The 26,419-nt window shown below is 71.9% G+C and carries 27 protein-coding genes; 22 read left to right on the forward strand and 5 right to left on the reverse strand.

Features of this window, described 5'->3' with window-relative positions; genetic code table 11:
* Nucleotides 1–167: 167 nt before the first annotated feature.
* On the reverse strand, nt 168–1,418 hold the full coding sequence (locus O7619_RS03225) for a glycosyltransferase (RefSeq protein WP_282285584.1): 1,251 nt from the start codon (nt 1,416–1,418) through the stop codon (nt 168–170).
* A 24-nt stretch (nt 1,419–1,442) separates the two neighbouring features.
* Between O7619_RS03225 and O7619_RS03230 the strand changes: the two genes are divergently transcribed.
* The 5 genes from O7619_RS03230 (at nt 1,443) to O7619_RS03250 (ending at nt 6,794) form a co-directional block, all read left to right on the forward strand.
* Nucleotides 1,443–2,303 (forward strand): DNA-formamidopyrimidine glycosylase family protein, encoded by an 861-nt coding sequence (locus O7619_RS03230; RefSeq protein WP_282285585.1) that lies wholly within the window; start codon nt 1,443–1,445, stop codon nt 2,301–2,303.
* Nucleotides 2,304–2,585: 282 nt separating this feature from the next.
* Nucleotides 2,586–4,091, forward strand: a complete 1,506-nt coding sequence (locus O7619_RS03235) for a sugar transferase (RefSeq protein ID WP_281585895.1) — start codon at nt 2,586–2,588, stop codon at nt 4,089–4,091.
* 9 nt (nt 4,092–4,100) lie between these two features.
* Nucleotides 4,101–5,324: a histidine kinase gene (locus O7619_RS03240; protein WP_282285588.1), complete on the forward strand. Its 1,224-nt coding sequence runs from the start codon at nt 4,101–4,103 to the stop codon at nt 5,322–5,324.
* A gap of 2 nt (nt 5,325–5,326) precedes the next feature.
* Nucleotides 5,327–6,082, forward strand: a complete 756-nt coding sequence (locus O7619_RS03245) for a LytTR family DNA-binding domain-containing protein (protein ID WP_281590616.1) — start codon at nt 5,327–5,329, stop codon at nt 6,080–6,082.
* Between the two features lie 49 nt (nt 6,083–6,131).
* A complete protein-coding gene (locus tag O7619_RS03250; protein WP_282285589.1) occupies nt 6,132–6,794 on the forward strand; it encodes a DUF5701 family protein in 663 nt (220 codons plus the stop codon).
* 8 nt (nt 6,795–6,802) lie between these two features.
* Here O7619_RS03250 and O7619_RS03255 read toward each other — a convergent pair whose 3' ends face one another.
* Entirely contained in the window at nt 6,803–7,354 is a 552-nt protein-coding gene (locus O7619_RS03255) for a Uma2 family endonuclease (protein ID WP_282285590.1), read from the reverse strand.
* Between the two features lie 169 nt (nt 7,355–7,523).
* Between O7619_RS03255 and O7619_RS03260 the strand changes: the two genes are divergently transcribed.
* The 5 genes from O7619_RS03260 (at nt 7,524) to O7619_RS03280 (ending at nt 12,713) form a co-directional block, all read left to right on the forward strand.
* A complete protein-coding gene (locus tag O7619_RS03260; RefSeq protein WP_282285591.1) occupies nt 7,524–8,003 on the forward strand; it encodes a hypothetical protein in 480 nt (159 codons plus the stop codon).
* Complete coding sequence (locus tag O7619_RS03265; protein ID WP_282285592.1) at nt 8,003–9,643, forward strand: cation acetate symporter; 1,641 nt, start codon at nt 8,003–8,005, stop codon at nt 9,641–9,643. The genes O7619_RS03260 and O7619_RS03265 overlap by 1 nt, the downstream gene beginning before the upstream one ends.
* Nucleotides 9,644–9,781: 138 nt before the next feature.
* A complete protein-coding gene (locus tag O7619_RS03270; protein ID WP_281585888.1) occupies nt 9,782–10,546 on the forward strand; it encodes an ABC transporter ATP-binding protein in 765 nt (254 codons plus the stop codon).
* A complete protein-coding gene (locus tag O7619_RS03275) occupies nt 10,531–12,225 on the forward strand; it encodes an ABC transporter permease (protein ID WP_282285593.1) in 1,695 nt (564 codons plus the stop codon). Before O7619_RS03270 ends, O7619_RS03275 begins: the two co-directional genes overlap by 16 nt.
* Nucleotides 12,225–12,713 carry an SRPBCC family protein gene (locus O7619_RS03280; RefSeq protein ID WP_282285594.1) on the forward strand — a complete coding sequence of 163 codons (489 nt, stop codon included), beginning with the start codon at nt 12,225–12,227 and terminating at the stop codon, nt 12,711–12,713. Before O7619_RS03275 ends, O7619_RS03280 begins: the two co-directional genes overlap by 1 nt.
* Nucleotides 12,714–12,735: 22 nt before the next feature.
* On the opposite strand, the gene O7619_RS03285 is transcribed toward O7619_RS03280, so the two are convergent.
* Genes O7619_RS03285 through O7619_RS03295 form a run of 3 tightly spaced genes read right to left on the reverse strand, consistent with a single transcriptional unit; the run spans nt 12,736 to nt 13,992 of the window.
* Nucleotides 12,736–12,993: a hypothetical protein gene (locus tag O7619_RS03285; protein WP_281585885.1), complete on the reverse strand. Its 258-nt coding sequence runs from the start codon at nt 12,991–12,993 to the stop codon at nt 12,736–12,738.
* 19 nt (nt 12,994–13,012) lie between these two features.
* Entirely contained in the window at nt 13,013–13,210 is a 198-nt protein-coding gene (locus tag O7619_RS03290) for a DUF397 domain-containing protein (RefSeq protein WP_282285595.1), read from the reverse strand.
* Nucleotides 13,207–13,992, reverse strand: coding sequence for a helix-turn-helix transcriptional regulator (locus tag O7619_RS03295; RefSeq protein ID WP_282285596.1), 786 nt, complete (start codon nt 13,990–13,992; stop codon nt 13,207–13,209). Before O7619_RS03295 ends, O7619_RS03290 begins: the two co-directional genes overlap by 4 nt.
* Before the next feature lie 307 nt (nt 13,993–14,299).
* Between O7619_RS03295 and O7619_RS03300 the strand changes: the two genes are divergently transcribed.
* From O7619_RS03300 to O7619_RS03355, 12 genes are all read left to right on the forward strand, one after another.
* Nucleotides 14,300–15,040 (forward strand): flavin reductase family protein, encoded by a 741-nt coding sequence (locus O7619_RS03300; protein ID WP_282285597.1) that lies wholly within the window; start codon nt 14,300–14,302, stop codon nt 15,038–15,040.
* A 316-nt stretch (nt 15,041–15,356) separates the two neighbouring features.
* On the forward strand, nt 15,357–15,725 hold the full coding sequence (locus O7619_RS03305; protein ID WP_282285598.1) for a DUF485 domain-containing protein: 369 nt from the start codon (nt 15,357–15,359) through the stop codon (nt 15,723–15,725).
* Nucleotides 15,703–17,376, forward strand: coding sequence for a cation acetate symporter (locus tag O7619_RS03310; protein WP_282285599.1), 1,674 nt, complete (start codon nt 15,703–15,705; stop codon nt 17,374–17,376). Before O7619_RS03305 ends, O7619_RS03310 begins: the two co-directional genes overlap by 23 nt.
* Before the next feature lie 81 nt (nt 17,377–17,457).
* Nucleotides 17,458–18,438, forward strand: a complete 981-nt coding sequence (locus O7619_RS03315; RefSeq protein WP_282285600.1) for an NAD-dependent epimerase/dehydratase family protein — start codon at nt 17,458–17,460, stop codon at nt 18,436–18,438.
* Between the two features lie 74 nt (nt 18,439–18,512).
* Nucleotides 18,513–19,757 carry an LCP family protein gene (locus O7619_RS03320; protein ID WP_282285601.1) on the forward strand — a complete coding sequence of 415 codons (1,245 nt, stop codon included), beginning with the start codon at nt 18,513–18,515 and terminating at the stop codon, nt 19,755–19,757.
* Nucleotides 19,758–19,921: 164 nt separating this feature from the next.
* A complete protein-coding gene (locus tag O7619_RS03325) occupies nt 19,922–21,169 on the forward strand; it encodes an LCP family protein (RefSeq protein WP_282285602.1) in 1,248 nt (415 codons plus the stop codon).
* Between the two features lie 163 nt (nt 21,170–21,332).
* On the forward strand, nt 21,333–22,271 hold the full coding sequence (locus O7619_RS03330; RefSeq protein ID WP_282285603.1) for an LCP family protein: 939 nt from the start codon (nt 21,333–21,335) through the stop codon (nt 22,269–22,271).
* Between the two features lie 27 nt (nt 22,272–22,298).
* A complete protein-coding gene (locus O7619_RS03335; RefSeq protein ID WP_282285604.1) occupies nt 22,299–22,634 on the forward strand; it encodes a rhodanese-like domain-containing protein in 336 nt (111 codons plus the stop codon).
* Between the two features lie 13 nt (nt 22,635–22,647).
* The gene (locus tag O7619_RS03340; protein ID WP_282285605.1) at nt 22,648–23,439 is read left to right on the forward strand and encodes a glycerophosphodiester phosphodiesterase family protein; all 792 of its coding nucleotides are present in this window, start codon (nt 22,648–22,650) and stop codon (nt 23,437–23,439) included.
* 76 nt (nt 23,440–23,515) lie between these two features.
* The gene (locus O7619_RS03345; protein WP_282285606.1) at nt 23,516–24,970 is read left to right on the forward strand and encodes an ATP-binding protein; all 1,455 of its coding nucleotides are present in this window, start codon (nt 23,516–23,518) and stop codon (nt 24,968–24,970) included.
* Between the two features lie 64 nt (nt 24,971–25,034).
* On the forward strand, nt 25,035–25,451 hold the full coding sequence (locus tag O7619_RS03350; RefSeq protein ID WP_282285607.1) for an ATP-binding protein: 417 nt from the start codon (nt 25,035–25,037) through the stop codon (nt 25,449–25,451).
* Nucleotides 25,452–25,512: 61 nt separating this feature from the next.
* Nucleotides 25,513–26,397 (forward strand): DUF5926 family protein, encoded by an 885-nt coding sequence (locus tag O7619_RS03355; RefSeq protein ID WP_282285608.1) that lies wholly within the window; start codon nt 25,513–25,515, stop codon nt 26,395–26,397.
* The last annotated feature ends 22 nt before the right edge of the window (nt 26,398–26,419 follow it).

A 26,419-nucleotide genomic window follows, 5' to 3' on the forward strand; every position in this document is an offset into this window, starting at 1 on the left:
GATTGCGACACGAGTGGAACGTCATGGGTGTCAAAAGCGCGCGGAGACACCCACCGCGTTCCACTCGTGGGCCGACTGGAGCATGAGTGGAACGTCATGGGTGTCTGGAGAGCACAGACCCCGCCGATCGGGGACAGCCTCGTCGGGCAGTGGCTGGCGCCGGGCGGTCAGGTGAGGGCGGCGTAGACGTCCAGGAGGCGCTTGGTGATCACGTCGGGGTGGAACGTGTGCTCGTAGCGGGCGCGGGCCGCCCCCGCCAACGCGGACGCCTCCGCCGAGGCCAGCGGCAGCGCGGCGGCCAGTGCCTCGACCTCCGGCGCCACCACCCAACCGGCCTCGCCGCGCTGCACGCCGGTCGGCAGCGGGACCCGACCGTCGCCGGGCGCGGCGGTGGCCACCTCGGCCGGGCCGGTGCCGGCGGGCTCGCGGGGGGTGTCCGCGCCGACCAGGTACGGGATGCCGCCGAGCGCGGTGCCGAGCACCGGCCGGCCGGCGGCGAGCGCCTCGATGATCACGGTGGGCAGCACGTCGTGCCAGGTGGAGGTGGCGAGCACCACGGCACTGTCGGCGAGCGCGGCGCGTACCCCGGGGCGGTCGAGCTGGCCCAGGTAGAGCACGTCGGGCCGCTCGGCGGCGGCGGCCTCGGCAAGCGGGCGCAACTCGCCGTCGCCGGCGATGCGCAGCGGGCCGAGCGCACCCACCGGGTGCCGCCGCCACGCCGAGAGCAGCAGGTCCAGCCCCTTTTCCGGGCTGAGCCGGCCCATGAACAGGAAACCGTTGCCCGGCGGCGCCGGTGTGCCCGGGTCCGGCACCGCGTTGGGCTTGACCACGATCCGCTCGTCCGGGATGCCGTAGTCCCGCAGGTGGTCGGCGACCGCCGTGGTGAGCGCGATGTAGCGGTCGACCGACCGCCAGGTGGGGCGGTGCACGGCGAGTGTGGTGGCCATCAGCGCGCTCTGCGCCCGGGAGTCGCGGTAGCACCGGTGCACGACCGCCGGCACGCCGAGCGCGCGACCGCGGCAGTCCTGGCAGATCACGCCGTCGCGGAAGTAGAGGCCGGAGGAGCAGACCTGCCGGTAGTTGTGCACCGTCTGCACCACCGGCACGCCCCGTTTGTGCGCGGTCCGCACCACCCAGGGCGAGAGCAGGGGGTACGGGTTGTGCAGGTGCAGCGCGTCCGGCCGGTGCTCGGTGAGCAGGCGGTCGAGGTCGTGTTGGGCCTTCGGGGCCCAGATCGGTGAGATCGGCAGCAGCGCCTTGGCCGCCCTGGACATCGAGGGGATCTCGTCGGAGCTGCGCAGGAACGGCAGCACCTCCACGCCCGCGGCGGTGAGCTGGGCGATCTCCGCGTCGACGATGGTGTTCTCACCGGAGGGCTGCGCTTCCCGGTACCGGTTGTGTGCCACCACGATTCTCACGGGAAAGAAGGCTACCGTTGTCCCGTGCCTGAACTACCGGAGGTGGAAGCGCTCGCCGGTTACCTGCGTGAGCGGGCGGTGGGCCGGCGGGTGGAGCGGTTCGAGGTGGCCGCGATCAACGCGCTGAAGACGTACGATCCGCCGCCGAGCGCGGTCGCGGGCCGGACGGTCACCGGCGCGGGCCGGCACGGGAAGTTCCTGGATGTCCGGTTCGGCGACGACCTGCACCTGGTGGTCCACCTGGCCCGGGCGGGCTGGCTGCACTACCGGGAGGCGTTTCCCTCGGCGGTCCCGCTGCGGCCCGGCAAGGGTCCGATCGCGGTGCGGGTACGCCTCGACGACGGCTCCGGCTTCGACCTGACCGAGGCGGGCACGCAGAAGAAGCTGGCCGCCTACCTGGTCACCGACCCGGCTCAGGTGCCGGGCGTGTCGAAGCTGGGCCCGGACGCGCTGGAGGCCGACCTGCCCACGTTCTGCGAGCGGCTGCGCAGTCGCCGGGGTCAGGTGAAGGGCGTGTTGACCGACCAGGCGGTGCTGGCCGGGGTCGGCAACGCGTACTCGGACGAGATCCTGCACGCGGCGCGGCTCTCCCCGTTCGCGATCACCGACCGGCTCACCGACGACCAGCTCGCCGGCCTGCACGCGGCGACCCGGACGGTGCTCGGCGACGCGGTCCGGCGGTCGATGGGGCAGCGGGCCGCGGAGCTGAAGGGCGAGAAGCGTTCGGGCTTGAAGGTGCACGCCCGGAAGGGACTGCCCTGTCCGGTCTGCGGCGACACGGTGCGGGAGGTGTCGTTCGCCGATTCGAGCCTGCAATACTGCCCGACCTGTCAGACCGGCGGTAAGCCGCTCGCTGACCGAAGGTTGTCCCGCCTCGTACGCTGAGTAACCATCCCGGTTGGTTACTGAGCGGAATCGACCGGGGATCGCGGAAGGTCCCATCCCACGCCTCTACCCGAGCCGTCATCCATCGGTATAGTGGCTCGGTCCCCGGCTTCACATCTGACGCGGAGCCGGCCAGATCTCCGGCGAGCGCGTGGGAGACTGGGACGGTGAGCGACCCGGGTTCTTCACGGCGAGTGAGGGCACGGGTCATGCGGGAGGACATGGGTTGAGGTGACGACAAGCCTCCAGCGCCCGGTAACCGATACAGGCCGGAGCAAGAGCGTGCGGCACGTCGACAGCTTTGAGATCCAGCCGCCGACTCCGCCGTCGCACAACGGCGTACCCCGGTCGGCGTGGGCCCGCGCCCGGCGCCGGGTCTCCCGCTGGCACCGTCCCTACATCGCGGCGCTGCTGCTGCTCGACTTCGGCGCGGCGGCGCTCGCCAGCTTCCTGGCCGTACAGATCTTCGAGCAGGCCAACTCCGGTTTCCGCAACTCGCCCGAGGCGTGGTTCTACACCGTGGCGTTCCTGCTCCTGCCGCTCGGCTGGATGCTGTTCCTGTGGGGCAACCGGGCCTACGACCGGCGCTACCTCGGTCTCGGGCCGGACGAGTTCAAGCGGGTGATCCGCTCCGGTGTGGCGGTGGCCGCCACCGTCTCGTTCCTGGCCTTCGCCACCAAGACGACCCTCTCCCGGTGGACCGTCGGGTTCGCGCTGCTCGGCGCCCTGCTGCTGATCCTGCTCGGCCGGATGATCGCCCGGTCCTGCCTGCACGCCCTGCGCCGCCGGATCGGGCAGGCCGGGCACCGGATGGTGCTCGTCGGCACGCTGCCGGAGTGCCTGGAGGTCTACACCACCGTCACCCGCAACCCCGGCGTCGGCCTGGTGCCGGTGGCCATCCACCTCACCGACGGGTACGCCGCCGCCCGCGGCCTCCAGACCCCGGTCCCGGTGTACGCCGGCCGCGACGTGCTGGCGCTCGTCCGCGAGGTCGGCGGCGACACCATCGCGGTCTGCGGCTCGGCCAGCGCCGAGCCGGGCGAGTTGCGCCGGCTGGCCTGGCAGCTTGAGGGCTCCGGCGTCGACCTGGTGGTCGCGCCCCAGCTCACCGACATCGCCGGCCCCCGGGTGCACATCCGCCCGATCGAGGGCCTGCCGCTGCTGCACGTCGAGGAGCCGACACTCTCCGGGCCGGCGCTGCTGGCCAAGAGCCTGATGGACCGGGCCGCCGCCGGGTTGGGGCTGCTGCTGCTCACCCCGCTCTTCGCCGCGGTCGCGCTGGCCATCCGGATCTCCGACCCCGGGCCGGTGTTCTTCCGGCAGCCGCGGGTCGGGCACGAGGGGCGCACGTTCCGGGTGTGGAAGTTCCGCACCATGTACGTGGACGCGGAGGAGCGACTCGCCGGTCTGGTGGACCGGAACGAGACCGACGGCATGCTGTTCAAGATGAAGCAGGATCCCCGGGTCTTCCCGGTGGGTCGCTTCCTGCGGGCGTCGTCGCTCGACGAGCTGCCCCAGTTGATCAACGTGCTCTGGGGCGAGATGTCGCTCGTCGGGCCGCGCCCGCTGCCCGCCGACGACGGCGACTTCCTGGGCGACGTCCGACGCCGGCTGCTGGTGCGCCCGGGCATGACCGGGCTGTGGCAGGTCTCCGGCCGGTCCGACCTGTCCTGGGACGAGGCGGTCCGGCTCGACCTCTACTACGTCGACAACTGGTCGCTCGCCTACGACCTGAGCATCCTGTGGCGGACCGTCGGGGTGGTGCTGGCGCGCAAGGGCGCGTACTAACCTTCCGGGGTGGGTGGCAACCTCTCGGCGGTCTTCGCCGTCGTCTCGCTGGTCACCGCGTTGGCCGCGGCGCTCTGGGCGGTGCTGCGGCTGCGTGCCCGGCGGGGCATCGCCACCGCGACCCAGCGGGCCACCTACGAGGTGCTGCACACCGCCGGCCTGGCCGCCGAGCCGCTGCGCGCCGGCCTGAGCGCGGCGGACGCGGCGAAGGCCGTACGCCATCTGCGCGCCCTGGTGGGCGCGGCCGGGCTGGCGTTGACGGACCGGGACGCGCTGCTGGCCATCGACGGGCGCGGCGCGCACCACGGCGACCAGTTGGTCGCGGCGGCCCGGCGGGTGGTCGACAGCGGGCGTTCCACCGTGCTGCACGAGTCGGAGCTGCACTGCGACCTGGTCGACTGCCCGGTCCGCGGCGCGGTGGTGGCGCCGTTGGGCGCGGACGGCCGGGTGGTGGGCGCGTTGGTGGCGGTGGCCGACGAGCGGCCGGCGCCGGGCCTGGTGCAGGCGACGCTGGAGACCGCGCACTGGGCGGGTGACCAGCTCGCCCTGGCCGAGCTGGACTCGTCGCGGGAGCGGCTGGCCCGGGCCGAGGTGCGCGCGTTGCGCGCCCAGATCAGCCCGCACTTCATCTACAACGCGCTCACCGCGATCGGCTCGTTCGTCCGGACCGACCCCGACCGGGCGCGGGAGTTGATCCTGGAGTTCGCGGAGTTCACCAGGTACTCGTTCCGGTCGCACGGGGAGTTCACCACGCTCGCCGAGGAGTTGCGGTCGATCGACCGCTATCTGACCATCGAGCGGGCCCGCTTCGGCGAACGGCTCCAGGTGCGCCTGCAGATCGCGCCCGAGGTGCTGCCGGTGACGTTGCCGTTCCTCTGCCTCCAGCCGCTCGTGGAGAACGCGGTCCGGCACGGGTTGTCCCGCAAGCCGGGCACCGGCATGGTGAGCATCGAGGCCCGGGACGCGGGCGCCGAGTGTCACATCACGGTGGAGGACGACGGGGTGGGGATGGATCCGACGACGCTTACCGCGGGTATCGCCGAGGTGTCCGGCGCGGGCAGCGACCCGGCCGAGGACCCGGGGCAGCACGTCGGCCTCTCCAACGTCGACGAGCGGCTGCGGTCGGCCTTCGGGGACCGGTTCGGCCTGGTCGTCGAGACCGGCCTGGGCTCGGGTACGAAGGTCAGCATGCGGGTGCCGAAGTTCCACCCCGGCGTCCGGGTGTCCGCATGACCGTGACCGGTTTCCTCCGGGTGCTGGCGGTGGACGACGAGCCGCCGGCCCTCGACGAGCTGGCCTACCATCTGCGCGCCGATCCCCGGGTGGCCCGGCTGCACACGGCCGGCGACGCGACCGAGGCGCTGCGGGTGCTGCGCGACGACGACGTGGACGTGGTCTTCCTCGACATCCGGATGCCCGGGTTGGACGGCATGGAGTTGGCACGGGTACTGCGCCGGTTCGCCCGACCGCCGGCGATCGTGTTCGTCACCGCGTACGACGACGGCGCGGCGGACGCCTTCGACCTGGGCGCCACGGACTACGTGCGCAAGCCGGTCCGGGCCGAGCGGCTGGCCGAGTCGCTGCGTCGGGTGATCGGCTCGCGGGTGGTGCCGTCGCATCCGGCCGCGCTGGCCCGGGCGGAGGAGGATCCGACCATCCCGATCGAGTTGGCCGGCACCACCCGGATGCTGCCCCGTTCGGCGGTGCGTTGGGTGGAGGCGCAGGGCGACTATGCCCGGCTGCACACCGCGGAGGGTTCACACCTGGTCCGGGTCTCGCTGGCGACGCTCGCGGAGCGCTGGGCGGACGCCGGGTTCGTCCGGGTGCACCGCTCGTACCTGGTGCAGTTGCGGCTGATCGCGGAGTTGCGGCTGGTCAACTCCGGCTACGTAGTGGTGATCGACGAGGCCGAGCTGCCGGTGAGCCGGCGGCACACCCGAGAGTTGAAGGACAAGTTGGTCCGGGCGGCCAAGCAGGACTGGAGCCGCTGAAACCCGACGTACAATGTACGGCAGACCGTACGACAGGGTGGAGGACCGCATGTCCGACGACCACTTCGACGCCGCCGCCGAATTCGACCGCCAGCTCGACCGCCTGGTGCGCCTCGGCTACCCCGCCCTCGCCGGGCAGACCGAGGAGGCGTTCCGCGCCCGGCTCACACCGCTGCGCGACGCGGCGGTCACCGGGGCCGCCGGCCTGACCGGCCCCACCGACGCCCGCATGCCGTTCCTGCTGGTGACCACGCGGGAGCTGGTGCCCGTCCTGGAGCGGATCGCGCTCACCACGCTCGCCGGCAAGCGCAGGCCCGGCGTGCTCGACCGCAACTTCCCCGCCGACGACCTGCCCACCTTCCACCCGATCAAGGAGCTGGAGGTGCCGCCCGGCCCGGCGTACCTGCTTTTCGACGTGGATCGGGGCGAGGAATACCGCGACGTCACGCCGTCCGCCGCGCTCGACGACATGACCGCGCGGGACCGGCTGCCGATCACCATCGACGAGGGCCTGGCCTTCGTCACGCTGCACCCGGAGGCGCTCGCCAGCAACAGGTGCTTCTCGCTCGTCGGCTCCCGCTGCGGCGACAAGCGGGTGCCGGCGCTGTGGATCAGCCAGGGCGCGCCAAAGCTCGGCTGGTGCTGGTTCGGCAACCCGCACACCTGGCTCGGCTCCGCCACCGCCCACCCGGTGCGGGTCGGCCTCGACTGAGCGGTCGCTCAGAAGATGTCGGCGACCGGCAGGACGAGCGGGAACGGGTCGTCGGTGCGGTGGGTGTCGGCGGCGGAGATGACGGCGGACTCGCGGTAGCCGCCGCCGACGTGCTCCAGCACGGTCACGGTCTGCTTGCGCGGCTCCACGAGCCAGTAACGCGGGATGCCTGCCACACCGTATTCGTGGCGCTTGAGCACCAGGTCCCGGCCGGCGTTGCCGGGAGAGACGACCTCGACCACGAGCAGCACGTCGGCCGGGGCGAGCGCCGCCCCGCCCCGGTCCAGAGCGTCCTCGTGGGCGACGAACACGTCGGGCACGAAGTAGGACGAGCGTTTCGCGCTGATCCCGACATCCTGCCCGACGAACAGGCCAGCCGGGGCCTGCCGGTCGAGGAGACGACGGAGACGGTTGGCGATCGCCCCGTGGCGGACGTCCGCGTGCGGAGACACGAGCAGGCTCCCGTCGAAGATCTCGTAATCCTGGCCGTTCTCGGGGAGGTCCTGGAGGTCGTCGACCGTCCAGGCGTCACCGCTGTCGGGCCGTGCCGGGCTGGTCACTGTCACGCCTCCTCTCTATCAGCTCACCCTGACATCCGGCCCGGTCATCCACAACGACATCGCGCTCATCCACCGCGTTGTCCACAGGCACGCGATGTTATCCACAGGTTGTGCACAGGGCCGTCCCGCTGCGCTTGACATTCGCGCCGAGCAGGCGAGACTGCCGGGGATGACCGCAGCCGAGGAACAGCAGCCGGCCGGCCGGCCCGTCGAGGCGGCCCCGGTCCCGGGCCCGCACGCGCCGCAGCGGACCCAGACTGCGCCGCAACGGACCCAGACCCCGCCGCAGCGGACCCGGATCGTGCTGGCCGAGGTCTCCCGGTCGGGCAGCCGGGCCGACCGCACCCGCTCCGAGCTGGCCCAGCAGACCCGGGTCGGCGAGACGCTCGTGCAGGGCCTGATGCGCGCCCAGCTCTCGCTCGCGCTGCGGTTGAGCCTGCTGGTGCTGATCGGGCTGGGCGGCCTGCCCTGGCTGTTCGCCATCGCGCCGACGGTCGGGCGGGTCACCGTGCTCGGGGTCAACCTGCCGTGGCTGCTGCTCGGGGTGGCCGCCTTCCCGTTCCTGATCGTGGTCGGCTGGGCGTACGTGCGGCTGGCGGAACGCAACGAGCAGGACTTCGTCGACCTGGTCCAGCGGCCGGAACGCTGATGACCAACGGGTACGTGGTCCCGGCGATCGTGGCGGTCACCCTGGTCACCGTCGGCATCGGCTTCTACGGGTTGCGGCTGGCCCGGACCACCTCCGACTTCCTGGTCGCCTCCCGGGCGGTCAGCCCGACCTGGAACGCGGCGGCGATCGGCGGGGAATACCTGTCGGCGGCGAGCTTCCTGGGCGTGGCCGGGCTGATCCTCAAGTACGGCGTGGACGTGCTCTGGTATCCGGTCGGCTTCGCCGCCGGCTACCTGGCGTTGCTGCTGTTCGTGGCCGCCCCGCTGCGCCGCTCCGGCGCGTTCACCCTGCCGGACTTCTGCGAGGTGCGGCTCGGGTCGCGCCGGCTCCGCACGATCGCCACCCTCTTCGTGATCTTCATCGGCTGGCTCTACCTGGTGCCGCAGTTGCAGGGCGCCGGGCTGACCCTGGCCACGCTCACCGGCTCGCCGTACGCGATCGGCGCGCTGCTCGTCGCCGTGGTGGTGACCGCGAACGTGGCGCTCGGCGGCATGCGGGCGATCACCTTCGTGCAGGCGTTCCAATACTGGCTGAAGCTGACCGCGCTCGCCGTACCGGCGATCTTCCTGGCGTTGCAGTGGCAGGCCGACGCCCGCCCGGCGGTGACGCCGCCCGACGGGCCGACGTTCCGGACCGCGACCACCGTGGTGGTCGAGCACCGCGCGACGCTCACCCTGCCCGACGGTCACCTCCGGGAGGTACGCCCCGGCGACCGCCTCGACTTCGCCGCCGGCGACCCGGTGCCGGAGGTGTCCGGCGCGGCGATCGGCGCCGCCGAGTGGCTGCTGCCGGACACCGCGGGCGACGACGACCGCAGTCTGTTCGCGACGTACTCGCTGATCCTGGCCACGTTCCTGGGCACCATGGGGTTGCCGCACGTGCTCGTGCGCTTCTACACCAACCCCGACGGGGCCGCCGCCCGGCGCACCACGCTCGTGGTGCTGGCCCTGGTCGGCGTCTTCTACCTGCTGCCCACGATCTACGGGGTGCTGGGCCGGATCTACACGCCGCAACTGCTCGTCACCGGTCAGACCGACGCCGTGGTGGTGCTGCTGCCCGGCGCGGCGCTCGGCGACGGCACCACCGGCCGGCTGCTCGCCGCGCTCGTCGCCGCCGGGGCGTTCGCGGCCTTCCTGTCCACCTCGTCCGGTTTGCTGACAAGCGTGGCCGGGGTGATCTCCACGGACGTGCTCGGCCGCGGCTCGGTACGCGGTTTCCGGCTCGCCACGGTGATCGCCGGCGCGGTGCCGGCGGTGCTCGCGTTGAACGTCTCCGGGCTGGACGTGTCGCAGGTGGTGGGGCTGGCGTTCGCGGTCGCCGCGTCCAGCTTCTGCCCGCTGCTCGTGCTCGGCATCTGGTGGCGCGGCCTGACCGACCTGGGCGCCGCCGCCGGCATGCTCGTCGGCGGCGGCGCGGCGATCGGCGCGGTGCTGCTCACCGTGCTCGGTCCGCCGCTCGCCGGTTGGCCGGCGACGCTCACCACCCAGCCGGCCGCCTGGACGGTGCCGCTGGCGTTCACCGTGATGGTGGTGGTCTCGGTGGCCAGCCGCCGACGCCTCCCCCGCGACGTCGGCCCCACCATGCTCCGCCTCCACACCCCCGAGTCGCTCCGCTTGTAAGGAGGGGGCCCCTATTAACGCCTGCGGTATAGCAGGGGCCCCCGCTTAACACACCTCGGCGTGATCCGTCTCAGGGAGGACGGCAACATCGTCCTCCGGCGGGAGCGCGGGTTGGCCACGGCGGGCTACCGTCGGACCATGACCGATCAGCACCCGGCCCTGCACCTCCGTGGCCTGGCCAAGCGCTTCGACACCAAGGTCGCGGTGGCCGGCGTCGACCTGGCCGTGCCGACCGGCTCGTTCTACGGCCTGCTCGGCCCGAACGGGGCCGGCAAGACCACGACCCTCTCCATGGCCGTCGGCCTGCTGCGGCCCGACGCCGGTGAGGCCCGGGTGCTCGGGTACGACGTCTGGGCCGACCCGGTCCGCGCGAAGAGCCTGCTCGGCGTGATGCCGGACGGCGTACGCCTCTTCGACCGGCTGAGCGGCGCGGAGCTGCTGGCGTACCACGGTCTGTTGCGCGGCATGGACCCGGCGGTGGTCGACCAGCGGGCGGCGGAGCTGCTCGACGTGCTGGCGCTCACCGACGCCGGTCGCACCCTGGTGGTCGACTACTCCGCCGGCATGAAGAAGAAGATCGGCCTGGCCTGCGCGCTGCTGCACGGCCCCCGCCTGCTGGTGCTCGACGAGCCGTTCGAGGCGGTCGACCCGGTCTCGGCGGCGCTGATCCGGGACATCCTGCACCGGTACGTGACCGGCGGCGGCACGGTGGTCTTCTCCAGTCACGTGATGGAGGTCGTCGAGCGGCTCTGCTCGCACGTGGCGATCCTGGCCGACGGCACGATCAAGCGGGTGGGCACGCTCACCGAGGTGCGCGGCGACCGGTCGCTGGAGGAGGTCTTCGTCGAGGTCGTCGGCGGCCGGACCGCGACCGGCGAGGAGCTGTCGTGGCTGTCCCGGTGACCGCACCCGAGCGGCCGGTCCGGACCGTCTCGCCCTGGCACTTCGTCCGGCTGAAGCTGCGGGTGCTCGGCAACAACTTCCGCGGCCAGGCGTGGCGGGTCGCGTTGTTCGTGGTGGGTGTGCTGTTCGCGCTCTGGTTCGCCGGGACCGGATTCTTCCTGCTGGCCGCGCCCGGCCTGACCGGTGAGGACCGGTACGCGCTGATGGCCGCCGCGTTCGGCGGCGGCGTGCTGACGCTCGGCTGGCTGCTGCTGCCGCTCGTCTTCTTCGGCGTGGACGAGACGCTTGATCCGGCCCGGTTCGCGCTGCTGCCGCTATCCCGCCGCACCCTGGTCACCGGCCTGCTCACCGCCGCCCTGGTCAGCGTTCCGGCGCTGGCCACGATGCTCACGGTGGCCGGGTTGGTGGTCACCGCCGGCATGCTGGGCGGCTGGTCCGCCGCGCTCGTCGGCGCGGTCGGCGTGGCCGTCGGGGCGCTCGTGTGCGTGGCCGGGGCCCGCGCGATGACGAGCGCGTTCGCCACCATGTTGCGCTCCCGCCGGGTACGCGACCTGGCCGCCGTGCTGCTCGCGGTGCTGGCCGCCATGCTCGGGCCGTTGCAGTTGTTCGTGGTCGCGGCCGTGCAGCAGGCCGACTGGGACCGGCTGACCGGAGTGGCCCGGGTGATCGGCTGGACGCCGCTCGGGGCGCCGTGGACGGCCGGCGTCGACGTGGCCGAGGGCCGGGCCGCGGCGGCGGTGGTGAAGCTGCTGATCGGCGTGGCGACGATCGGCGTACTCCTGCTCTGGTGGTCGCGGTCGCTGGAGTCGGCGATGGTCGGCGCGGCGAGCGCCGGGCCGGCACGGACCCCGCGCGGCGTGGTCGGCGGCGCGGTCGCGCAGCTCTTCCCCCGCGCGGTCGGCTGGGCCCGGCGGGACCGGTTCGGCGCGCTTGTCGCCCGGGAGTGCCGCTACTGGTGGCGGGACGCCCGGCGGCGGGCCAACCTGATCACTGTCGCCGTGGTCGGCGTGTTCGTGCCGGTGATGGTCAACCTGGGCGGCGCCGGGTTCGTCGTGGAGGGCGGGGCGGCGTTCGGCGAGGCCACCGCCGACTCGTCCCCGGTGCTGGTCAGCATTTCCATGATCTTCGTCGGGGTGCTCGCCTCGGTGACGCTCGCCAACCAGTTCGGCTTCGACGGCAGCGGGTACGCGGCGAACGTGGTCGCGGGCGTGCCGGGCCGGGTGGAGCTGCGCGCCCGGATGGTGGCGTTCTCGCTCTACGTGGTGCCGATCCTCCTCGTGGTCGCGGTCGTGCTGGCGCTCGTGCTCGGCCGGCCGGAATGGCTCGGCGTGATGGCCGGCGGGTTGTTCGGCGCGTACGGCTGCGGGCTGGCGATCAACGGGTTCATCTCGGTGCTCGGCGCCTACTCGCTGCCGGAGACGAGCAACCCGTTCGCCATGAACACCGGGTCGGGGATCGCGAAGAGCCTGCTCGCGCTGCTCTCCATGGTCTCGTCGACGGTGGTCGCGGTGCCGCTGGTGGTGGCCGCCGCCCTGCTCGACGACATCTGGCTCTGGCTGGCGCTGCCGGTCGGCCTGGCGTACGGGTTTGGCGCGGCGATGCTCGGCGCGTACCTGGCCGGGGACGCGCTCGACCGCCGGCAGCCGGAGCTGCTGTCCATGGTCACCCCGAGGCGCTGATGCCTGTCGTCGAAGCGGTCACCACGGTCCCGGTCCCGCCGGAGCTGGCCTTCGCCGTCTCCCAGACCGTCGCCCCGGTGCGCTACCGCTGGGACCCGTTCGTCCGCGAGCAGCATTTCCTCGACGGCGCGACCCGGCCGGGCCGGGGCGTGCAGACCTTCACCCGCTCCCGGCACGGCCTGGCCATGGTCAGCGAGTACGTCTCCTGGTCGCCGCCGACGAACGTGGGCATGAAAATGGTGCGCGGGCCGTGGTTCTTCGAGCGGTTCGGCGGCGGCTGGCGCTTCGCGCCCGGTCCGGAGCCGGGCACCACGGTCGCGACCTGGCGGTACAACTTCCGGTGCCGTCCGGCCCTGCTGCGCCCGGTGGCCGAACGGGTCGGCATCTGGCTGCTCGGTCGGGACATCCGCCGGCGGATCGCCGGTTACGCCGCCGGCTGCACCGACCCCGAGGTGCTGGCCGCCGCCCGCCGCTCGCTCTCTCCCTGAGACGCTCTCCGCCTGACGGTCGTCAGGCGGTGCGGCGCATGGCCGCGTAGACGTGGTGGCCGTCGCCGACGCTGAGCACGTTCACCAGCTCCCAGCCGTAGTTCGACAGGTGCTCGACCGCCTCCATCAGCGGAGGGAAGCCGCTGCTGCCCCACTTGTGCCGAGCGATGATCATCAGGTGCCGGTGCGGGTAGGCGCGCAGGTCGACCTGGCCGCCGAGGATGGCGTCCGCGGTGATGACACGGTCCTGGGCAAGCTTCTGCGGGGGTACGAGGGCCATGCCCCGCAGGGTAGGCGGCTCAGTCGAGCGGTGCCCGGTGGAGGTGCGCGAGCAGGGAGCGCCAAGCGTCCGGGGTGAAGGCGAGGGCCGGGCCGGACGGGTCCTTGCTGTCGCGCACCAGCACCACCCCGGGCTGGTTGCCCGCCACCTCGACACAGTTACCGCCGGAGTCGGTCGATCGGGATGACGTGCGCCAACGGGGCTCGTCGGAGGTCATGGCGTCACCTTCAACTTCCGGACCAGATCCAGGGATGCTCCTGTGGACAGCGATTCGCCGAGGAGGCTATCCCACTTCCGCTCGATCAAGGCGATCGTCTGCGGCTCATCGACGACGTGTCCACGGGCGGCGTTCTCCAGGTAGAGCACCCGCTCCGAGTCCGGCAGCTCGGCAAGCACGAACCCGCCGCCGAGACCGGCGTGCTCGCCGACCGCCAACGGCACCACGTGCAGTCGCACGGCCGGATGCTCGGCCAGCTCCAGTAACCGCGCGAGCTGGCCATCGAGTACCGCCGGCCCACCGACCGGCCGACGAACCGCCGTCTCGTCCAGCAGGAAGACGCAGTGCGGCGGCTCATCGCGGTGCAGTAGTTGCTGGCGCTCCATCCGGAGAGCCACCAGCTCGTCGATCATGGCCGGCGGGTGGAGGCCACCGGTGGAGATGACGGCGCGAGCGTATTCCTCTGTCTGAAGCAGACCCGGAACCAGGCAAGCCTCGAAGGCGCGCAATCTGACCGCCTGCTGCTCGTACCCCCGCCAGGGCACGAACCACGACGGACCGCGCTCCTGATCGGCGGTCTTGAGCAGGCTGGCCAGGAGGCCGCCGGTGCCGAGGGCCTGGTCGGCGGCGATCGCGAACTCCATCGTGGGCCGGCGGCGGCCGGTCTCGATGGCGGCGACCGTCGACGGACTCCACCTGATGGTGGCCGCCAACGCCTCCTGGGACATCTCCGCCCCGGCACGGGCGGCCTTCAACGCCCGGATCCACACCTCGATGTCCATCCTCACCCCGCTGGTAAGTACGCGACTGCGCTCCGTAGTAGCCCCTGGCATCCTCCCCTGCCGGCGCGACCACGTCCAGGGTGGAGACACGCGGCCCGGCCGGTGGAGGCCACGACCCGGCGGCCGGTCCTGCGACGGGTCGCCCCGCCCATCCCCCGGTCGGGGCGACCCCCTTCCCAGGAGGTATCCGATGCGGAGCGAACAAGCAGATCTTGGAGGGAAAGTGCCCCTGGAGGGGCCGAAATCTTCCAAGATCCGGCCGGGACGGGCGCACCGCCGGCCGGGACGGGCGCACCCGCACCTGCCTATGCGGCCGGCGTGGCGGTGTCGGGTGTGCGGGGCGCACTGGCCGTGCCAGCCGGCCCGGCTCGGGCTGCTGCGCGAGTTCCGGGGCGACCGGACGGCGTTGCTGTTCCATCTCGGCACGCTGCTGGCCGAGGCGTACGCGCAGCTCAGCGACGCCACGGACCTGCACGAGCGCTTCCTCGGCTGGGCCCGAACCGCAGGCGGCACAATGTTTCACGTGAATCATGAGCCGGGTGCCGAGATCCACCACACCGATCCGTTCGCGGTGCCGGCCGGGCAACGCTCGCCGGTACGCCGCCTGCGTGGCCGGCTGGCCGCCCCGGTGACGCTCTGGACCGCGCCCGGCCCGGCCGGGCTCACCGTATCCTCCACGCTCGTGGCCGAGGGGGAGCCGGACCGGCTGATCGGCCTGGTCGACCCGGAGTCGGAGCTGTGGGCGGCGGTCGAGGACGCCGGGCGGTTCGCGGTCGCGCCGCTGGGCCCGCGCCACCGGCAGCTCGCCGACCGCTTCGCCGGCCTGTTTCCCGCGCCCGGCGGCCTGTTCGCCCTGGACGCCTGGACCGAGACACCGTACGGCCCGGTGCCGACGGACGCGGGTGGCTGGGCCGGGTGCCGGCTCGACACGGCCCGGGAGTACGGCTGGGGCCTGCTGGTGGAAGCCACCATCGAGACGGTCGACCTGGCCGAGGACACCCCTCCTCTACTGCACTACCGAGGCCGCTACCACGACCTGACCGACTAGACCGCACTGCGTTCCCACGTGGCGATCGCGTCGATCTTGGACTTGTGGCACCTCCGATATCAGACCGAAACCGAAATTTCCTGGCACCACAAGTCCAAGATCGACGAAATGACTGGATCAAGATCCGTCCGCCGCCAAGTTCATGATCAACGCGGGTGGGTGGACCGGTTAGCGGAGTGATCTGGGTCACTGGGCGCAGCGGAAGCGCCGTTGGGCGCACCGGGTGACCGGGACCCGTCCGGGTCTTTCGCGGTGGGTTCGGCGCTCCTAACGTGCGCGGAAATCCCCCCACGCCTGCGAAGGTGGTGATCCACAGATGTCCACGGACACACCCGCGTCCGCACCCTCCGAGTCGACCGCGGAACGGTATCTAGCCGTCCAGCGGTCGGACGAGTTCGCCGGGTTGCGGCGCGCGCTGCGCGGCTTCATCTTCCCGATGACCGTCGCGTTCTTCCTGTGGTACGCGCTCTACGTCATCCTCTCCGCGTACGCGCGGGGTTTCATGGGCACGAAGCTGGTCGGCAACATCAACGTCGCCCTGGTCTTCGGCCTGCTCCAGTTCGTCTCCACGTTCGTCATCGCCTGGTTCTACTCGCGGTTCGCCAACCGGCGGATCGACCCGGTCGCCGACCAGATCCGCGCCGAGATGGGGGAGGTGAACCATGAACACGGTCCTCGCGGCTGAGGCGGGCGGCACCACCGCCCGCAACCTCACCATCACGCTGTTCCTGATCTTCGTGGCGATCACGCTGGCGATCACCGTCTGGGCCAGCCGGCAGACCAAGACCGCCACCGACTTCTACGCCGGTGGCCGCTCGTTCTCCGGCTTCCAGAACGGCATGGCGATCGGCGGCGACTACATGTCGGCGGCGTCCTTCCTGGGCATCGCCGGCATCATCGCCCTCTACGGGTACGACGGCTTCCTGTACTCGATCGGCTTCCTGGTCGCCTGGCTGGTGGCGTTGCTGCTCGTCGCCGAACTGCTACGCAACTCCGGCCGGTACACGATGGCGGACGTGCTGGCGTTCCGGATGCGGCAGCGGCCGGTGCGGACCGCGGCGGCGGTCTCCACCATCACCGTGTCGATCTTCTATCTGCTGGCCCAGATGGTCGGCGCCGGCGCACTGGTGGCCCTGCTGCTCGGCATCAAGCCGGGGACGACGTTCCTCGGCATGGACGCCGACACCGCGAAGGTCGCGACCATCATCATGGTCGGCGCCCTGATGATCATCTACGTCACGGTCGGTGGCATGAAGGGCACCACGTACGTCCAGATCGTCAAGGCGTTCCTGCTGATGACCGGCGCGATCGTGATGACGTTGCTGGTGCTCGCCAAGTACAAGTTCAACCTGTCCTCGCTGCTCGGCGACGCGGCCGACGCCTCGGGCAAGGGGGCGGCCTTCCTCGAACCCGGGTTGCGCTACGGCGTGGAGACACCCGGCGACGCGCTGAAGACGTTCTACAGCAAGATGGACCTGCTCTCGCTCGGCATCGCGCTGGTGCTCGGGACCGCCGGCCTGCCGCACATCCTGATCCGCTTCTACACCGTGCCGACCGCGCGGGCGGCCCGCAAGAGCGTGCTCTGGGCGATCGGCATCATCGGCGCGTTCTACCTGCTCACCCTGGCCCTCGGCTTCGGCGCGGCGGCACTTGTCGGCCGCGAGGCGATCACCGCGCAGGACAAGGCCGGCAACACGGCCGCGCCACAGCTCGCCGAGGCGCTCGGGTTGGACTTCTTCGGCGGGAGCCTGGGCGGCGCGACACTGCTGGCGATCATCGCGGCGGTCGCGTTCGCCACGATCCTCGCCGTGGTGGCGGGGCTGACGTTGGCGTCGTCGTCCAGCCTGGCGCACGACTTCTATGCCAACGTCATCAAGAACGGGCAGACGTCGGAGCGGCAGGAGGTGAACGTCGCCCGGATCTCCGCACTGGTGATCGGCGGGGTCTCGATCCTGTTGTCGATCTTCGCGCAGAGCCTGAACGTGGCGTTCCTGGTCGCGTTGGCGTTCGCGGTCGCCGCGTCCGGCAACCTGCCGGCGATCCTCTACAGCCTGTTCTGGAAGCGGTTCAACACCTCCGGCGCGGTCTGGGCGATCTACGGCGGCCTGCTCGCCGCGGTGGTGCTGGTCTTCTTCTCCCCGGTCGTCTCCGGGGCGCCGACGGCCATGTTCCCCGACCACGACTGGCACTGGTTCCCGCTGTCGAACCCGGGCATCCTCTCGATCCCGTTCGGCTTCCTGTGCGGCTGGCTCGGCACCGTCCTGTCCAAGGAGAGCGACGACGAGAAGTACGCGGAACTGGAGGTGCGCTCCCTCACCGGCGCGGGCGCGCACTGACGGGTAGTTGTTAAGCGGGGCCCCCGCCTCTACCGGAGGCGTTAATAGGGGGCCCCGCCTTACCTGTATAGGGTGGCGGGCATGAACGTCGCTCCCCGGTTTGGGTCCGGGCACCGCATCCTTGTCACCGGCGGTGCCGGCTTCGTCCCGTCCCACCTCGTCGACCGGCTCGTCGAGCGCGGCTGCACGGTGGTGGTGCTGGACAACTTCGTCACCGGTTCCAAGGACAACGTGGCCCACCTGCTGGACGAGCCGACGTTCACGCTCGTCGAGGCGGACATCTCCGACGGCCTGCCCACCCACCACCCGGCGATGACCGAGCGGTTCGACGCGATCCTGCACATGGCGTCCCCGGCCAGCCCGACCGACTTCGAGAAGCTGCCGGTGGAGATCCTCCGGGTGGGCTCGGTGGCCACGCTGGCCCTGCTGGAGCGCGCCACCGACGACGGCGCGCGGTTCCTGATGGCCTCCACCTCCGAGGCGTACGGGGACCCGAAGGAGCACCCGCAGCGCGAGACCTACTGGGGCAACGTCAACCCGATCGGCATCCGGAGCGTCTACGACGAGGCGAAGCGCTTCTCCGAGGCCGCCACCATGGCCTACCACCGCAGTCGCGGCACGGACACCGCGATCGTGCGGATCTTCAACACGTACGGCCCGCGGATGCGCCCGGACGACGGCCGGGCCATCCCGACGTTCATCTCCCAGGCGCTGCGCGGCGAGCCGATCACCGTGCACGGCACCGGCAACCAGACGCGTTCCATCTGCTACGTCGACGATCTGGTGCGGGGCATCCTGCTGCTGCTCGACTCGACGCAGACCGGCCCGATCAACTGCGGCACCGAGCACGAGATGTCGATGCGGCAACTGGCTGAGACGATCGTGTCACTCACCGGAAGCGCCTCCGAGGTGAGTTACATCACTCGTGCCTCGGACGATCCGGAGATGCGCCGCCCCGACCTGACCCTCGCCCGCGAGCTGCTGGGTTACGAGCCGACCGTGGCGCCCGAAGACGGCCTCCGACGCACGATCGAGTATTTCCGTGGGCGGCTAGGGTACTGATCCCCGCTGTCCGCCGGCTGAGTGCCGTGCGCGCCTGAGGACGGCGGTGGACCCGCCGACCTACCCTCGATGACATGTCAGCGACCTCGTCTGCCGGCGCACCCCGCCCCCTGCACCGGGGCGCGGGCCGTGCCCAGGTTCCCGGCTCCGGCCGGGGCGCACCCACGCGCGCCCGCGCTGCGGAAACCCGCTGGTACCCGTCGTACGACGAGGCGCCCCGCTCGGGCGGACGCGGTGGGCCGGGCGGACCGGGCGGGCCGACCGACCCCGGCGGCCCGGGTGGCGGTTCCGGCGGGCCGGGTCGCCGCCGGGGTCCGCGCTGGAAGCGCATCGGCCTGGTGACCGGCGTCGTGGTGCTCGCGCTGGCGCTGCTCGGCGGCGTCGGCGGCTGGCTCTACGCCCGCAACCTCGACGGCGACCTGGCCCGCACCGACCCGTTCTCGGAGATCACCGGCGGGCGGCCGGCCAAGCAGGTCGACGGAGCGTTCAACATCCTGCTCGTGGGCAGTGACTCGCGGGATCCGGACGCCCCGGTCGACGGTGCCGGCAAGTGGCGGGCGGACACCGTGATCGTCATGCACATCCCGGCCGACCACAAGAGCGCCTACCTGGTCTCCATCCCGCGTGACCTGTACGTGCCGATCCCGGAGAAGGCCGACGCCTCCTGCGACTCCGGCTCCCGTAACAAGATCAATGCGGCGTTCGCGTTCGGCGGCCTGCCGCTCGCGGTGCGGACCGTGGAGTGCTTCACCGACGTCCGCATCGATCACGTCATGGCCATCGACTTCGCCGGCTTCAAGGACGTCACCGACGCGCTGGGCGGGGTCGACCTCAAGGTGGACCGGACGATCAAGTCGATCCACAAGCCGTACCGGACGTTCACCAAGGGCGTGAACCACATGGACGGCGCCGAGGCGCTGGACTGGGTCCGGCAGCGCAAGCAGTTCCCGGACGGCGACTTCGCCCGGATGCGCCACCAGCAGGAGTTCCTGAAGGCACTGTTGGACAAGGCGGCGAGCACCGGGACCCTGAGCAACCCGAAAAAGCTGAACGACTTCCTCCGGGCGCTCACCGCCGCCGTCACGGTCGACCAGGGATTCTCGTTGACCGACATGGCGGTGCAGTTCCGCAGCCTGCGCGGTGAGAACCTGACGTTCGTCACCAGCCCGAACCTGGGCGGTCAGACCATCGACGGCCAGTCGGTGGTGGTTTCCGACCGGGAGAAGGCCCTGGCGATGTACCAGGCCATCGCCGGCGACCGGATGGCCGACTGGGTCGGCGCCAACCAGAAGGGCTCGGGCGACAGCGCCGGCGGCTGACGAGACCGGGAGCGGCCTTTCGACCGGCCGCTCAGCCTCGCCCGTTCGGCCATATCTCGGAAACATTGGTCGGGATTGACGGGATTACCCCGCCGCAGAAGGTCGCGAGAACGGGAACAGATACGTAGAGTGGTCCCGCCCCCGATCACCGAGCTGGAGCACGAATGTCGATCCAGACCAGTCGACGCCCGCACTCACCGGCACCCGGTTCAGCCGGGCGGGTCCCTCCGGTCATCCCCACCCAACCCGGCCCCGGCGGTCGCGGTCCCGGCGGAGGTGGCCCCGGTGGTAGTGGCCCCGGCGGCGGGAAGAAGAAGCGCACCAAGCGCAAAGACCCGCTCTGGGCGAAGCTCACGCTGATCCTCGGCGCGGTGCTGATGGTGACCAGCGGCGTGGCGATCGTCGGCAGCAAGGCCGTGATCGGCCAGGCGACGAACAACATCGCCCAGCGCAATCTGCTCGGCGAGGCCGGCAAGAGCGAGGCCGAGGGCGGCAACAGCCTGGACGGCCCGATCGACATGCTGCTGCTCGGGGTGGACGCCCGCGAGCGCTGGGCCGCCGACGACGTCCGTTCGGACACGATCATCATCCTGCACATCCCGGCCAGCCACGACCAGGCGTACCTGATCTCGATCCCCCGGGACACCCAGGCCCGCATCCCGGCGTTCTCGAAGAGCGGCTATCGGGGCGGCACCGAGAAGATCAACGCCGCCTTCTTCCACGGCGCCCAGAACGGCGGCGGCTGGGAGGGGGGTGCCCAGCTGATGGCCAAGACGATCAAGTCGATGACCGGGATCGGCTTCGACGGCGCCGCGATCATCAACTTCGGCGGCTTCAAGAACGTCATCGACGCGCTCGGCACGGTGCGGATCTGCGTCAGCCACGAGGTCCCGTCGCACCACATGTCGATGGTCGAGGGCAAGCCGATGTGGAACGCCGACGCGAAGAAGTCCGGCAAGTCCTACAAGCCGGTGGTGCACAAGAAGGGCTGCAAGGAGATGGAGGGCTGGGAGGCGCTCGACTACTCCCGCCAGCGCTACGGTCTGCCCAACAGCGACTACGACCGGCAGCAGAACCAGCAGCAGCTGATCAAGGCGATGGCCAAGAAGGCCACCGAGGGCGGCATGCTGACCAACCCGATCAAGCTGAACGCGCTGATGAAGGCGGCCGGCAAGGCCTTCGTGCTGGACACCGGCGGCGTGCCGATCGCCGACTTCATCTTCACCCTCAAGAACCTCAACGGGAACGACCTGGTCACCCTGCGCACCAACGGCGGGACGTTCAGCTCGACCGCGGACAACAAGTTCGAGCAGTTCAACGAGACGACCATGGACATGTTCCAGGCGGTCAAGAACGACAAGCTCGCCGACTTCGTCGTGGCAAACCCGGACGTCCTCTCCACTCGTAAGTGACGGAAGCCGGCACCGGCCGGCCGTTCCCCCCGTAGCCTGACGTGAGCAGGTCTCATGTCGTCGCGACGGGGGGATCGTCACGTCCAGGCCAGCACGGAACCGACGCGGGCGGGCCCGACCGGCCCGCTGGCCCCGGTTCCTGCTCGGCGCCGGGCTCGCCCTGGTGCTGCTCGCCACGCTCGGCGTGACCGGCCTGCACTGGCTGACCCACAGGTACGACCGCACGGTCACCAAGGAGCAGCTACTCGACCCCACCGCCCGGAAAAAACGGACGGACCTGGACGGGGCACTCAACTACCTGCTGATCGGCTCCGACCACCGGGCCGGCGCGAGCGCCGCCGACCAGCGCTCGGACACCATCCTGATCGTGCACGTGCCGGCCGGGATGCGGCAGGCGTACCTGATCTCCGTGCCACGCGACCTGCTGGTGGCCATCCCGGCGGCGCCCGGCTTCCCCGGTGGCCAGGACAAGGTCAACGCGGCGTACGAGCACGGCGGCGGTGGCGAGAGCGGGGCGCGGCTGCTCAGCGCCACCCTCGCCCGGCTCACCGGGGTCCGCTTCGACGGCGCGGCGCTCATCGACTTCTCCGGCTTCACGTCTGTGATCGACCAACTCGGCGGCATCCGGATGTGCGTGGACACGCCGGTCCGCTCGATCCACACCGGGACCCGATTCGACCCCGGCTGCCAGCAGATGGACGGGGCCCGGACGCTCGACTACGTGCGTCAGCGCTACGACCTGCCCGAGGGCGACTACGACCGGCAGCGGCACCAGCAGCAGATGCTCCGGGCGGTGCTCGACCGGGCCAACCAGACGCATCTGCGCAACGACCCGGTGAAACTGGACCGGGTCCTGCGCTCGGTCGGCGGGGCGATGACCGTCGACACCAACGGCGTACCCCTGGACGAGCTTGTCTTCGCGCTCCGCGCGCTGCCCGCGGACGCCCTGCGCGGGGTCCGGGTGCCCTCCTACCCGCAGACCATCGACCAGGTGTCGTACGTCGTGTTGGACACCGGCGGCGGCGATCTCTTCACCGCCCTGCGGGACGCCCGGGTGCCGGAGTGGGCCGGCGCGAACCCCCGCTGGGTCAACCGGCTCTGACGCCGACGGGCGACTAGGCTTTGGACCGTGTTCGGAGCCCACCTTCCCAGCGTGCCCGCGTCGGCCGTGCCCGACGACGTCTATCTGCTCGACGTCCGGGAGGACGACGAGTGGGCCGCCGGCCATGCGCCGGCCGCCCACCACCTGCCGATGACCGAGCTGCCGGCCCGGCTCGCCGAGGTGCCCGACGACCGCGAGGTGGCGGTGATCTGCCGCTCGGGCGGCCGTTCCGGGCAGGTGGTCGGATACCTGCTGCGCAACGGCTGGGACGCGGTGCGCAACGTCGAGGGCGGGATGGGCGGATGGGCCGCCGCCGGTCGTCCGGTGGTCACCGACGACGGGCAGCCGGGTCGGGTCCTCTGAGGCACGTCCCGACATGTCCGCCCCCCTGGTCTTCGCCCACCGAGGCTCCTCGTACGACCTGCCGGAGCACACCCTCGCCGCCTACCTGCGCGCCCTCGACGAGGGCGCGGACGGGCTGGAGTGCGACGTCCGGCTGACCCGCGACGGGCACCTGGTCTGCGTGCACGACCGCCGGCTGGACCGGACCAGCAACGGTCACGGGCTGGTCAGCGCGCGTACCCTCGCCGAGTTGGAAGCCCTCGACTTCGGCTCCTGGCACCCGGCCGCGGCGGTGGCCGCCGAGGCCGCGCGCCTCGACGACTCGCACACCCGGCTGCTCACGCTGGCCCGCCTGCTCGACGCGGTGCGGGCCGCCGGGCGGCCGGTCCGGCTGTTGATCGAGACGAAGCACCCGTCGCGCTACCGGGGCGACGTCGAGCGCCGCCTGGTCGACCTGCTGCGCCGGCACGGCCTCGCCGAGCCCGGTCCGGACGAACCGGTCCAGGTGACCGTGATGTCCTTCTCACCGCTTGCCGTACGCCGGGTCCGCGCGCTCGCGCCGGCGCTGCCGACGGTGCTGCTGCTGGAGATGCTGCCGCCCTGGCTGCCGCTGGGCCGGCTGCCCTTCGGCTGCCGGATCGCCGGGCCGGGGGTGGATCTGGTGCGGGCCCGTCCCCATCTCGTCCCCGCGTTGCGTGCCGCCGGCAACTCGGTCTACGTCTGGACCGTGAACGAGCCCGAGGACCTGGAACTTGTGCTGGCCGCCGAGGTGGACGGCGTGATCACGGACCGGCCCGCCCGCGCGTTGACCCGGTTGGGCCGATGATGTCCGTCGATCCGCCTATCGCCCCGTCGACCGACCGGGGGTGTCCCCGGCGCGGCCGGCGGGGCACACTCGGGACATGCCGGAGCGAACCGACTACCCCGCCCTCATCGCCGGCCACACCACAGTGATCAAGATGATCAACTCGGGCGAATCCGGTCTCGCCGTACTCACCCGCCTGCTCCGCGAGGTCCAACCGGCGGTCGGCGCGGCGGGCCTGGTCTTCGTGGAGTTCACCCCGGCGGGCGGGCGGGTGATCGCGGCGACCGGCAGCGCCGAGTTCGTGGTCGGCCGCCCACTGCCGGCCACCGACCCCGCCACCGTCTGCCTGCTGGCCGGTCCGCCGGTGCGGGAGGTCCGGATCGACTCGATCCCGGGCGTGCTCGCCGACGAGATCGCCGGCCGGGGGCTGGGCCGGATGATCGTGGCCCGGGCCGAGATCGGTGGGCTGACCGTCGGCAGCCTGCACGCCCTCTACCCGACGGACGAGCCGCTCGACGCCTCGCAACGCGCCGTCGTCGGATACGTGGCCGCCTGCGTCGCGCACATGTACGGCGACCAGACCGGCCTGCCGGTGCACGGCGACGGTCCGGTCGTGGCCGCGCTCGCCGACGGCCTGGCGGTGGTGGACCGGGACAACCGGGTCCGGCTCTGGAATCCGGCCGCCGCCCAGGTGACCGGCCGCCCGGCGGACGAGGCGCTGAGCCGGTCGTTGCCGTTCCCGCTGCCCCCGTCCGGGCAGGTGCTCGACCACCGGCTGCCGGACGGCCGCTGGCTGCGGATCACCTCCGGCGAGCTGCCCGGCCCGAACGCGCTCCGGGTGGTGACCTTCCGCGACATCACCGACCAGCATCGACGCGACCACGACCGGGACCTCTTCGTCGCGGTCACCAGCCACGAACTGCGCACCCCGGTCACCGTGATCAAGGGCTACGCGGACACGCTCACCGACCACTGGGACTCCCTCAGCGACCACGACCGGCGGGAAGCCGCCCGGATCATCGGGCAGCGCGCCAACGAACTGGCCCGTCTGGTCGACCGACTGCTCACCGCAGCCACCGAAAGCCGTCCCGGCGGCGAACCCGCCGCCCCGTTCGACCTGGTCGACGCGCTCCGAGCGGCGGTGGTCGACCTGCCGGCCGACATCCGGCACCGGATCGTGCTCAACCTCCCCACCGACCTGCCGAAAGCCCTCGGCGACCGGCACAGCCTGGCCACCGTGCTCACCGAACTGGGCACCAACGCCGGGAAATACTCGCTGCCGGACACGCCGATCGAGGTCAGCGCCGACGCGAACGAGCGGACCGTCACGTTCCGCGTCTCCGACCGGGGCATCGGCATCCGGCCGGAGCACGTGGAACGGGCCTTCGACCGGTTCTGGCAGGGCGAGTCCGGCGACCGCCGCCGCTATCCCGGCGCCGGGCTGGGTCTCTATCTCGTCCGGCAGATCGTGGAACAGCAGAATGGATGGGTGTCCCTCCGCCCGAGATCCGGTGGAGGTACGGTCGCGGAGGTGCGGCTGCCCCGGGGGTGAACCGGGCGTCCACGACTGTGGAAGGAACGACGTGTCGACGGGACCGGCTGAACGGTCGTGGTGCGTGGTGGTGCCCCACCACGGGGTCGGCGCGCGCGAGGCGCGGCACCGGCTCGCCGACGAGCTGACCGGCCTCGTACCCCCGGCTCTGCTGGCCGACCTGGTGGCGGTCCTCGCCGAGCTGGTCGGCAACGCGGTCCGGCACGCCGAAGCCCTGCCCGGCGGTGTGGTCCGGGTGGCCTGGCGACTCCGCGTCACCGACCGGGGGCCGAGCGTCCGGCTCCGGGTGACCGACGGCGGTTCCGGTGCCGGCCCGCGGCTCCGGATCGCCGCGCCGGACGCGGTCGACGGGCGCGGGCTGCACATCGTCTCCGGCCTCTCCAGCCGCTGGGGCGTCGAGCGGGACGGCCCGGGGCAGAGCGTGTGGGCGGAGTTCGACCCGGCCGGGTCGCAGCGGCCGGACCTGGTCGCCACCGGCTGACCCGGCCGGGCAGGCGGGTCCGGCCCCCGGGCGCCCCCGCGGGCATCTAGGCTTTCTCGCCGTGAGCAAGCGTCGAAAGAACCAGCGGACCGTCGAAGCCACCCCGAAGCGGGAGAAGGTGCGCGACATCTTCGTCCCCCGACCGTTCGAGGGGCTGGCGGACGAGCCGGAGTGGATCGCCCTGCGCGAGCTGGTGCCGGCCGCGTCCGCGCCGCTGCGGCTGACCCCCGAGCTGGTCGAGGAGCACGGCGACCGGCCGGTCGTCCTGGCCACCGTCCTGCCGATGGCCGCCCCGGCGGTCGCCAAGCCGGACGGGCGGGTCCTCATCGGCCTGCAACGGCACCAGCAGTCCGGCGACGTCTCCCGGGACCTGGCCGACGCGCTGCTCTGCGCGCTGCGTACCGAGCCGGGCGGTCAGGTGAGCGTGCCGCCACTGCCCGGGCCCGGCCCCCGCCTTCAGGACATCCTGGTGGACGGGCCGCTGGAGATCACCATGCACGACGGGTTCGACTTCTGGCTCGACCCGGGCGCCACCGACGACCCGACCGTGCAGGCGTCCCTGGAGCGGGCGAACGCGGCCATCTATCCGACGGTCAAGCTGGACGCGGCGCGGGCGGCGTACTGGTGCCAGGTGCCGGAGAAGGCACACGTGCGCTGGGTGCTGCCGGACGACGAGGACGCCGCGTTGAACGCCCTGGCCCGGCTGGGCGCGGCCGGCGCGCTGACGCTCGGCGACGACACGAAGTTCGCCGGCATGTTCCGCGCGCACGGCCGGCTGGCACCGGTCTGGGACCTGCCGGAGGACACCCCGGCCGCCGAGTGGGAGGGCCCGGTCGCCGAGTTCGCCAAGCGCTACGCGGAGGCGCTCGCGGACTCGGAGCCGCTGGACGGGGACGCCCGCCGCGCCCGCCAGGGCCTCGTCGGCCGCCAGCTCACCCTGCGCTGACCGCCCCGGTGTTAGGCGGGGG

This window comes from Micromonospora sp. WMMD998, from assembly GCF_029581235.1.
Lineage (GTDB): Bacteria > Actinomycetota > Actinomycetes > Mycobacteriales > Micromonosporaceae > Micromonospora.